Raw genomic sequence first — 2,592 nt, 5'->3', positions numbered from 1 at the left:
GCGGGCGACAGCGGCCGACGCCGTGGTGTGATCGACCAGGATGGCGCCCGGCGCCATGCCGGCGAAGGCGCCCTGCTCGCCCAGCACCACACCGCGCAGGTCATCGTCGTTGCCCACGCAGCACATCACCAGCTCGGCGCCCTGGGCCGCCTCGCGCGGCGTCGGCGCGCTGCTGCCGGCGTATTCGGCCATCCATTGTTCGGCCTTGCCCGGCGAACGGTTGTACACCGTCACCCGATGGCCGTTGCGGGCCAGATGCCCAGCCATCGGATAGCCCATCACGCCCAAGCCGATAAACGCAACCTTCGCCATAGCTACCTCCTCCAGACATAGGCGGCAGAGCCTAACACGGGGTTTGCCCTGGCCGGAAAGCCCTTCCATACTGCCTGCGCACGCAAGGGAGGGCCTATGGGACATTGGTTGATCATCGACCTGGAAGCCACCACCGACGAGGGCGGCTGGCCAGTCGAGGAAATGGAGATCATCGAGATCGGCGCCAGCCTGGTCGGCGCCGACGGTCATGAGCGCGATCACTTCCAGCGCTTCGTCAAACCGCAACGACGCCCCTGCCTGACCGCCTTCTGCCGCGAGCTGACCCATATCGCCCAGGCCGAGGTCGACGCCGCGGCGCCCCTGCCGCAGGTCTGGGCGCAGTTCGAGCGCTGGCTCGGCCAACACGCGCCGCGCCTGGTGGGCTGGAGCAGCTGGGGCGACTACGACCGCCGCCAGCTGGAGCAGGAATGGCGCCGGCACCAGCTCGCCAGCCTGCTCGCCGCGGTGCCGCACCTGAACCTCAAGCAGGCCTTCGCCAAGGCCCGTCAGCTGCCGCGGCCGATCGGCCTGCACAGCGCCCTGCAACTGGCCGGCCTGCAGTTCCAAGGGGCGCAGCATCGCGCGCTGACCGACGCGCGCAACACCGCTCGCCTGTTGCCGCTGGTGCTGCCGCTCAAAGACTGATGACGAAGAAAAGGCGCTTGGGCATACTGGCGGCCCCTTTTTAAACCCTCCCGAGGAATCGCAGATGTTCAAGGTCAACGAGTACTTCGACGGCACCGTCAAATCCATCGGTTTCGCCATGGCCGAAGGTCCTGCCACCATCGGCGTGATGGCCCCGGGCGAGTACGAATTCGGCACCAGCCAGCTGGAAGTGATGCACGTGGTCGCCGGCGCCCTGACCGTGAAGCTGCCGGGCAGCGACAGCTGGAGCACCTTCGAGGCCGGCAGCAACTTCACCGTACCGGCCAACAGCAAGTTCCAGCTGAAGGTGGCAGTGGACACCGCCTACCTCTGCGAATACCGCTAAGCTGCCGCAGCGCCCCGAAGAACCGGCCCTCGCGGCCGGTTTTTTCTTGCTCCCGCAGAAGTTCGGAGCTCTCGGTGCGCACGGCGCACCCTACGCTCAGATGCACCTGAAAGCCTATCAACCCGCCAAGGACCGCCCCATGCCCCGCACCGCCCTTCTCGCGCCCATCGGCCTGCTGCTGGTGGCCATGATCTCGATCCAGAGCGGTGCCTCGCTGGCCAAGAGCCTGTTCCCGCTGGTCGGCGCCGAGGGCACCACGGCGCTGCGCCTGGTGCTCGGCGCGATCATCCTGTCGCTGGTGATGCAGCCCTGGCGCACCCGCCCGAACCTGGCCGCCTACCGCTCGCTGCTGGCCTACGGCCTGGCCCTGGGCGGGATGAACCTGCTGTTCTACATGTCGCTGCAGAGCATTCCGCTGGGCGTCGCCGTGGCCCTGGAGTTCACCGGGCCGCTGGGCCTGGCGCTGCTGTCGTCGCGGCGCTTGCTGGATTTCGCCTGGATCGCCCTGGCCGTCTTCGGCCTGTGGCTGCTGCTGCCCAGCGATCTGGCGCAGACCCAGCTCGACCCGCTGGGCATGGCCCTGGCCCTCGGCGCCGGGCTGTGCTGGGCGCTATACATCGTCTTCGGGCAGAAGGCCGGCGCTGCCCACGGCCGCCAGACCGTGGCCCTGGGCACCTGGGTCGCCGCCCTGCTGGTGCTGCCCATCGGCCTGTGGCAGGCCGGCGGCAGCCTGTTCTCGGTGGATCTGCTGCCCATCGCCCTGGGTGTGGCGGTGCTGTCCTCGGCGCTGCCCTACAGCCTGGAGATGGTCGCCCTGACCCGCCTGCCGGCGCGCACCTTCAGCATCCTGATGAGCCTGGAACCGGCCATCGCCGCGCTTTCCGGGCTGCTGTTCCTCAGCGAGCAGCTGAGCTGGAACCAGTGGCTGGCGATTGGCGCCATCATCCTCGCCTCGGCCGGCGCGGCCGCGACGATCAAACCCAAGGGCTAGCCGGCCTCACCGAACTGCAACTCGGCCAGGCGCGCATAGAGCGGGCTGCCGGCCAGCAGTTGCGCGTGGCTGCCGATGGCCGCCAGGCGCCCCTGCTCGATCACCGCGATGCGTTCGGCCTGCTTCACCGTGGCCAGGCGGTGCGCGATCACCAGGGTGGTGCGCCCGGCCATCAGGCGCGGCAGGGCCTGCTGGATCAGGTGCTCGCTCTCGGCGTCCAGCGCGCTGGTGGCCTCGTCGAGCAGCAGGATCGGCGCATCGGCGAGCAAGGCGCGGGCGATGGCCAGGCGCTGGCGCT

At 69.1% G+C, this 2,592-nt stretch carries 4 protein-coding genes and 1 pseudogene; 3 read left to right on the top strand and 2 right to left on the bottom strand.

What is annotated here, in order from left to right; all coding sequences use genetic code 11:
- A partial coding sequence (locus N878_RS17355) for an NAD(P)-dependent oxidoreductase (protein ID WP_256218103.1) occupies positions 1–381 on the bottom strand: 381 nt, incomplete at its 3' end.
- A gap of 27 nt (positions 382–408) precedes the next feature.
- On the opposite strand from N878_RS17355, the gene N878_RS17350 reads away from it, so the two are divergent.
- The 3 genes from N878_RS17350 to rhtA all read left to right on the top strand — a co-directional run bounded on the left by N878_RS17350 (position 409) and on the right by rhtA (position 2,294).
- On the top strand, positions 409–957 hold the full coding sequence (locus tag N878_RS17350) for an exonuclease domain-containing protein (RefSeq protein WP_021444866.1): 549 nt from the start codon (positions 409–411) through the stop codon (positions 955–957).
- A 64-nt stretch (positions 958–1,021) separates the two neighbouring features.
- Entirely contained in the window at positions 1,022–1,303 is a 282-nt protein-coding gene (locus tag N878_RS17345; protein ID WP_003240864.1) for a pyrimidine/purine nucleoside phosphorylase, read from the top strand.
- A 139-nt stretch (positions 1,304–1,442) separates the two neighbouring features.
- Positions 1,443–2,294, top strand: coding sequence for a threonine/homoserine exporter RhtA (gene rhtA, locus N878_RS17340; protein ID WP_031303379.1), 852 nt, complete (start codon positions 1,443–1,445; stop codon positions 2,292–2,294).
- Here the strand turns inward: rhtA and N878_RS17335 are convergent.
- Positions 2,291–2,592 (bottom strand): annotated as a pseudogene (locus N878_RS17335) (ABC transporter ATP-binding protein); the annotation flags it as partial. The gene rhtA and the pseudogene N878_RS17335 sit on opposite strands and share 4 nt — an antisense overlap.

This window comes from Pseudomonas sp. EGD-AK9, assembly GCF_000465935.2.
GTDB lineage: Bacteria > Pseudomonadota > Gammaproteobacteria > Pseudomonadales > Pseudomonadaceae > Aquipseudomonas.
Note: the sequence above shows the minus strand (reverse complement) of the source record. Positions and strands in the feature narration are given on the sequence as shown.

What these genes read in the sequence shown, in the direction of transcription:
- N878_RS17350 (WP_021444866.1), top strand. Translation starts at nt 409, where the DNA reads ATGGGACATTGGTTGATCATCGACCTGGAAGCCACCACCGACGAGGGC.
- N878_RS17345 (WP_003240864.1), top strand. Translation starts at nt 1,022, where the DNA reads ATGTTCAAGGTCAACGAGTACTTCGACGGCACCGTCAAATCCATCGGT.
- rhtA (WP_031303379.1), top strand. Translation starts at nt 1,443, where the DNA reads ATGCCCCGCACCGCCCTTCTCGCGCCCATCGGCCTGCTGCTGGTGGCC.